Origin of the sequence: Pontiella sp., assembly GCF_041622395.1 — a bacterium.
GTDB lineage: Bacteria > Verrucomicrobiota > Kiritimatiellia > Kiritimatiellales > Pontiellaceae > Pontiella.
Map to the genome: position 1 here is coordinate 1 of NZ_JBFJYW010000249.1, position 5,666 is coordinate 5,666.

The window sequence follows — 5,666 nt, forward strand, 5'->3', positions numbered from 1 at the left end:
AACGGCCGCCCCTTTTCCTGCGCGATCCAATCCCGATGCGCGCACACCGTCACGAAATACACCCCGCCGCCGGCATAATCATGCCCCTTCAGCCGGATCGACCGGCGGTGGTGGATTTGCGGATCGTAGGTCATTTTTTGTACCGGAACATGGGGGGATTGAGGCTGTTCACTATGACTGCAATTTCATCGCCGGTCTTTTTGTCGCCGGGAATGTCGCCGGTATTGACAACCGGCCCCGATGCCTGCGTCCCAACCGGACAAACCCGCCATCCTCCTTTTTTGGTTTTTTCCTCCAGCAGAACCGCGCGCACTTCTTTGTTCGCAACCAAACCACCTACCGAGGCCGGAGGCTGGTGAACGGGACGTTGCGCTTGCCGAAACCCACCGCTTTGCGAAGGACGAGGAGCCTGTTGCCGGACGTTCCACTCGGCCTTGTCCAACGACTCCACCACATGCGTCACCAGATCGCCCAGCATTTGTTCGCTGACGGGCAGCTTGCGGATTTGCTCGGATGGAAACGCCACTATACGTAGCTTCATGCCGCCGGCCGTCTTTTCGAGGTGATACCAGATCGGGGCGGCAAACCGGGTTTTATTGCCGTTTTGTGCCTTGCGCAACTCGGGCATCAGATTTTCAGGCCGCTGGTGCGAGCTCATATTTTGATGTCTCAAGGGATTGTTCATGGGCCCATGGATCTTCCGAGGCAATCCCAGCACCGCCTTTTGATCCCGGTGCTTGTATTCGGAAGCAAATTCCTTCACGGCCAGACCCAGCCGATCCAGCACGGTCCAAGCATCGCGGCAGGGCACCTCGATGGAATTTTCAAGGGCCGTTTCCCACGAATAGGCCATCGACTCGGGCTTTCCGCCGAGCTTATGCGCTGCGCAAAACTTTTTTGCCACGGCGCGGCATTCGTGCAGGTCCAGCGCGCCATCCCATTGGAGCGAACCGAAACCATTGCGCGATTTGGAACCGATGCCTCCAAATTGGCAAAGTAGCGAGAGCGCGGCTTCCGCCTGCTTCATCAATTCCTGACGCGTTGCTTTGAGTTTTTGCCCGCCCGCTGTCAACTCGACCTCTTCAGCATTATTTCTAATAGAGAAAAGGATCTTCCATCTGGATCCCGGTTGGCAGAAATAGCGTTGTTTGACTTCATCGCGGTTTCTTTCATCCATGCCGTAGGCCATGTAGTGAAGTCCGTGATTGCGCGTGTCGATGCTGTGCTGGCAGGCGAAGTCTGGTTTTGGATTGAAGCCGGCCTTGAAGTTGAATAACTCAGTCTTTGGTTCCGAAACGGCAATGATGCGTGTGCGGATCCAGCCAGAGCCTTCCGTTGAACCCCACATGGCCTTTTCGAGATCCAGCATATACCTTTCCGGCAAGAGGTCGCGATAGAGCGTCCGCCACCACCAGCGCAGCATGCCGCGTAAAGAAGGTGTCCGCAACGTGGTGTCGGCTCCGTTCTGATGCGAAGCTCCACCGAAAAAGCCGGGCGTCACCAGTTCCACGCCAATCGCTTTTTCCATCGTGTTTTCGTCGATGAACCACCCGTATCCCGCGATGGTCTTGGCACCGACGCCATGATTGAACAACCCTTGCCTCAGCCAGTCTTCCGCCTGCCCTAGGTCTTCCGGATGCGTTCGATTGGTTTTGCGCAAGCTAAACCGGAAGGACGCCCCCTTCTCGACCGCCAGGAAAAAGCAAGGAGTCGGGTTGGAATAGTCGTTGCCGCCGTGCGGCGTGAGCACATCGGGAATTAATGCCCAGTCCCTGTCTTTGGGATAGGCATCCATAAAACAAACCGTTCCCTGTTCATTTTCACAATTCTTTGTCCCAGAAACCGGAGAACCAAAGATGCGGGCCGAAGCAGCATCAATATTGGTTTTTTCGTTGGCGGGCATTTTTTTCCATTCGCACCACGCCGCATGACGGGCAATGCCCTTCAACGCGCTGCCGGGAATGTACGGGCAATTGAAATGGCGGTGAAGCGCCAATCCCGCATTTTCCAGCACGCCAGTGGACATGTTGACCATTAGCCGTCCTCCCAATCTCAACTCGAATGAGGAATCACTTTGGGGCAATGCAGGCAGACGGGAAAACCGGGCGGCCGTATTCGCAACAGCCTCAAGTTGCTCGCGTTGGCTGTTCTCGCCGAGAATCAGCAGCTTGTTGTGGCGCAGCGAGGCCGACTCCAACCGTTCAAGCCGGCCGGATCCAAGCAATTCGCCAACATGGGATGAAAAGGTTTTATACATGTCAGGCTCCCTTCATGTTCGCGAATCGGCGCAGATAGCGGACATAGGCCATGAATTCAGCGGTGACCGTGCGGAGCGTTGCGGCATCGGCCTTGGCGAGATGTTCCAAGTAATCCTTCACCGACAGCTTGCTACCGCGATAGTCGATGAATGCTTTGAATACCTCTTCATGAGCGCGGTCGCTGTTGTCGAGAGCAAAAGCCATGGATGGCAACATGCCACAATCTAGAACCATGGTGGTCATGGGTTTCACGACATCGGATTTGTTCTTGGTTTCGAACTTGAACCGTCTGCACATTTCCAGCGCATGAGCCGCTCTTTTCTGTTCAAGGTTTTGCATCATTCCACCTCCTTGCAGTTGACGGTGCAGAAGCCGAGGCCGATGGTGGCGTCGCCGCCGATCTGGAGCCATTGCTCGGTTTCGAGTTTGGTTTTGAGCGCGGCGAGGTTGCCTGCATCGGGCGACAGGATCGAGGTGTAGAAGAGCGTCTCGCTGGGCACCTGCTCCTGATTGAAGAGCCCGCTGCCGTCGACCGTGCCGGTTTCGTCGTTGATCCGGATGCGGGTGACGACTTCGCAGGCATGTTCGCAGAAGTGCTGGAAGATTTCGTCGGAGACGACGACGAGCTGCCCGCCGATGCCCGCCCAGACGGAATCGTTACCAACCAACGGCCTGAAGGCATCGACAATTGCCTGCGGCGGTTCCTCGGGCGCATTGAAGTTGTATTCTTCCAGCACCACCTGCCCCTTGATCTTCAGCGCCTCGAAGGCCATTGCCTCTTCGGTTCCAAGGTTTGGAACTTCAAACGGTGCACCGGTTTCGCGCTGGAAACGCCGCAACACCAGCGGGCAGGTGATCCAGGCGAACATGCCTTTGGCGGAGCGGACGGGAAAGGCGAGCACGCGCGCTTCGCCAATGAGCAGGGCACCGGCTTGCGCTTTGATTTCTACACCATCCTTCTTCGTACCCCCTTCGTCTTCGCCGAAAAGCTTCTTGCCTTCCGCAGTGCGGCGGATTTGGCCGTCGTCGCCGCGCTCGTTCCAGAGGTCGGCCAGGACGCCTTTGAGGGAGGAGCCGGGGATGATGGGAATGCGGGTGTGGCGCTCGCGCTGGATGGGGGCGTCGACCGCGCCGACGGAGTTGCCCGCGCCGACATGCACGGGGGTTCTGGCAAACAGGGTCATGGTCATTTTTTTCATGGTTCGATTCTCCTTGGTTAAACGGTTTTTTCTTCGGGCTTCCACGTTCCGCACACGCCGAAGCCGAAGCCCTTTTCGGCCAGTTCGTCGCTACGCGTTTTTCCGTGCAGATAATCGACGAGCTTTTCGGGTTCGTTGGTTTCGAAATAGTAGACGGCGCCGGCGGGAACGCAGAGGCGGGTCGGGTGTGCGCCTTTGATGGCGTTCCCGTCCTTGTCTTCGCGCCCGCCGTGGGCGCGCCAGCCGGAGTAGGGGAAGGGCTTGGGAATACGGGCGGCGATAAGCGTGGCGTCGATGCCGCTTTGCCTGAACCGCGCCCGCCATGCTTCGCGGGATTCGCCGGGCTCGCGCGGCGGCTTTTCAACATCGCCGGTTTTGAGTTTGCCGCTGTCGGCATCGATCCAGCTCGGCAGCCAACCGCCGGTATAGATGGCGGGGGTGAGCAGGACCCATTTGACGCGCGTTCCGGCGGGGCGGTTTTCGCGCAACCGGGTGCAGTGGGTTTCGCGGACGCTTTCGAGGAAAGCGACGCCGCGCTGCCCGCCAAAGACGAAGGGCACTTGTTTGCGCTGGGCAAAGAAGGGGGCAAGCAGGTCCTCGTCGGTGCCGTCGGCATAGCGCTTTTGACGGCACTGGGCGAATCCGCAAAGGGAGACCTCCTTCTCAAGGCGCAGGTATTCGGCGAGGTAGAATTTGCCCTCCTCGACCGTGCCGGAGTCGGCGTCGATGCCGATGCCGGGGCGGGCCTCTTGCACAAACACGGTGTCTTGCTCAACGAGCGTTAGCTCGGCAAGGTCGCCGGAGAAGTAGCTCAGCAGATCGTCGGCCAGCATCCACGGGGCGGGTACTCTTTTCGAGGCCGGCCCCTCTTTCTTCAGCACCATGGTCAGCGGCGCGGGAAGGTCGCAGCGTCCTTTTTCTACGGGTTTCAGCAGCGTCAGTTCATCGCCATGGTATTGAAGATCCGCGGGCGTCGGTACGCAGAGCTTTTCTCCGAGCACCGGAAAGACGCCGATGGTTTTGAGGCCGCCGAAGCGGAAGGTGCTGTTTTTGTTTTTATCGCTTTTCCCGGCTTGGTGTTCGTGCTCGAACTCCTGCCGCTCCATGCCGTGGAGAGCGGAGAGCAACGCGTTGTGGAAGACCTGCGGGACGGGCCAGCGGGCTCCCTCGCCAACCGAACTGGCGGCCATGGGCCGGGCTTCCGGGAAAAAGAGCACATCGCGCGGTTCAATATCGAGTTGATACCATTTATCGTTGTTCATGATCAGTTGTCTCCCCGTTGGCGGTTGATGAAGGCGGAAGCGAGGAAGAGGTTCGGGAAATCCTCCAGCCGTTGATCCGGAAGTTCATCCAGATAATCGAGCGCCCCTTCGACGATGGTTCCTTTGACCTGCGCCTGACGGGTCTGGACATGCTCGAACTCCTTTTTGATGATGGGCTTGAGCTCCACTTGCGGTTTTTCCTTGAGCCGATACGGTTGGAGCAGCTCGGCCAGCGCATACGGAAAGCGACCGGAAATCTTTTCCTCTTCCGTTTTCTGCGAAAAGTCGCGGTAGACCGCCAGCGCCTTGGAATCCCATTTCGCGCCCCAGTGGATGATTTCGCCGGAGCGTTTCAGCAGCGAGAGGGCGAAGGCCGCCCGTCCCCGCATATTTTTGGCCCGGCGTTCGGCGGCGCGCGCTTCTTCAACGATGCGCTGGAGCGGAAACTGGTAGTGTCCGACCGCGATCCCGCAGCTGGCATCCAGCCCATAGGTGTTCATCCGTTTGCGGAAAGCGGTACGGAGCGCATCCGCCAACTCCAGCGCGCGATCAGCCGGGCACATGGCCAGCACATCGTCGCCCCCGGCATAAACCAGTTGGCCGCTGTGCGCTTTAACAATGCCCTCCGCGTCCTGCACAGCAAACCGAGCCAGCGTTTGGCTGAATGCCGTGTGTTCCGCCTTTGTTTTCAGCGTTTTGAGAGCGGCACCCATTTTATCGCCATCCATGGCAAGGACGGCGATGTAGGGGTTTTTCGGTTTGCGCTCATCGTTGCGATCTAACCCCCCCCCGCTTCGCCTTCACGGTTTCGCGCTGCGATGTCGCGGGTGTTGTACATTCCCAAGCCTTCATCCTTGTCCCACAGCTTGCTTTTCTGCTTCACAACCGATTCGAGATAGGCTTCGGGAAAAAGCCGTTTGATGCAGTTCATTGCGCCGAACGGCCCC

The 5,666-nt window shown here is 58.3% G+C and carries 4 protein-coding genes and 1 pseudogene; all 5 read right to left on the bottom strand.

The features are described from left to right. Nucleotides 1-130 precede the first annotated feature (130 nt). The gene (gene cmr6, locus ABYO54_RS13180; protein ID WP_372808713.1) at nucleotides 131-2,257 is read right to left on the bottom strand and encodes a type III-B CRISPR module RAMP protein Cmr6; all 2,127 of its coding nucleotides are present in this window, start codon (nucleotides 2,255-2,257) and stop codon (nucleotides 131-133) included. 1 nt (nucleotide 2,258) lies between these two features. Further along, on the bottom strand, nucleotides 2,259-2,600 hold the full coding sequence (locus tag ABYO54_RS13185; RefSeq protein WP_372808714.1) for a type III-B CRISPR module-associated protein Cmr5: 342 nt from the start codon (nucleotides 2,598-2,600) through the stop codon (nucleotides 2,259-2,261). Further along, nucleotides 2,597-3,457 carry a type III-B CRISPR module RAMP protein Cmr4 gene (gene cmr4, locus ABYO54_RS13190; protein ID WP_372808715.1) on the bottom strand — a complete coding sequence of 287 codons (861 nt, stop codon included), beginning with the start codon at nucleotides 3,455-3,457 and terminating at the stop codon, nucleotides 2,597-2,599. Before cmr4 ends, ABYO54_RS13185 begins: the two co-directional genes overlap by 4 nt. 17 nt (nucleotides 3,458-3,474) lie before the next feature. Next, nucleotides 3,475-4,719, bottom strand: coding sequence for a type III-B CRISPR module-associated Cmr3 family protein (locus tag ABYO54_RS13195; protein ID WP_372808716.1), 1,245 nt, complete (start codon nucleotides 4,717-4,719; stop codon nucleotides 3,475-3,477). Nucleotides 4,720-4,721: 2 nt separating this feature from the next. Continuing rightward, a pseudogene (gene cas10 / locus ABYO54_RS13200) lies at nucleotides 4,722-5,483 on the bottom strand (type III-B CRISPR-associated protein Cas10/Cmr2); the annotation flags it as partial. Between the last annotated feature and the right edge of the window lie 183 nt (nucleotides 5,484-5,666).

What these genes read in the sequence shown, in the direction of transcription:
- cmr6 (WP_372808713.1), bottom strand. Translation starts at nt 2,257, where the DNA reads ATGTATAAAACCTTTTCATCCCATGTTGGCGAATTGCTTGGATCCGGC.
- ABYO54_RS13185 (WP_372808714.1), bottom strand. Translation starts at nt 2,600, where the DNA reads ATGATGCAAAACCTTGAACAGAAAAGAGCGGCTCATGCGCTGGAAATG.
- cmr4 (WP_372808715.1), bottom strand. Translation starts at nt 3,457, where the DNA reads ATGAAAAAAATGACCATGACCCTGTTTGCCAGAACCCCCGTGCATGTC.
- ABYO54_RS13195 (WP_372808716.1), bottom strand. Translation starts at nt 4,719, where the DNA reads ATGAACAACGATAAATGGTATCAACTCGATATTGAACCGCGCGATGTG.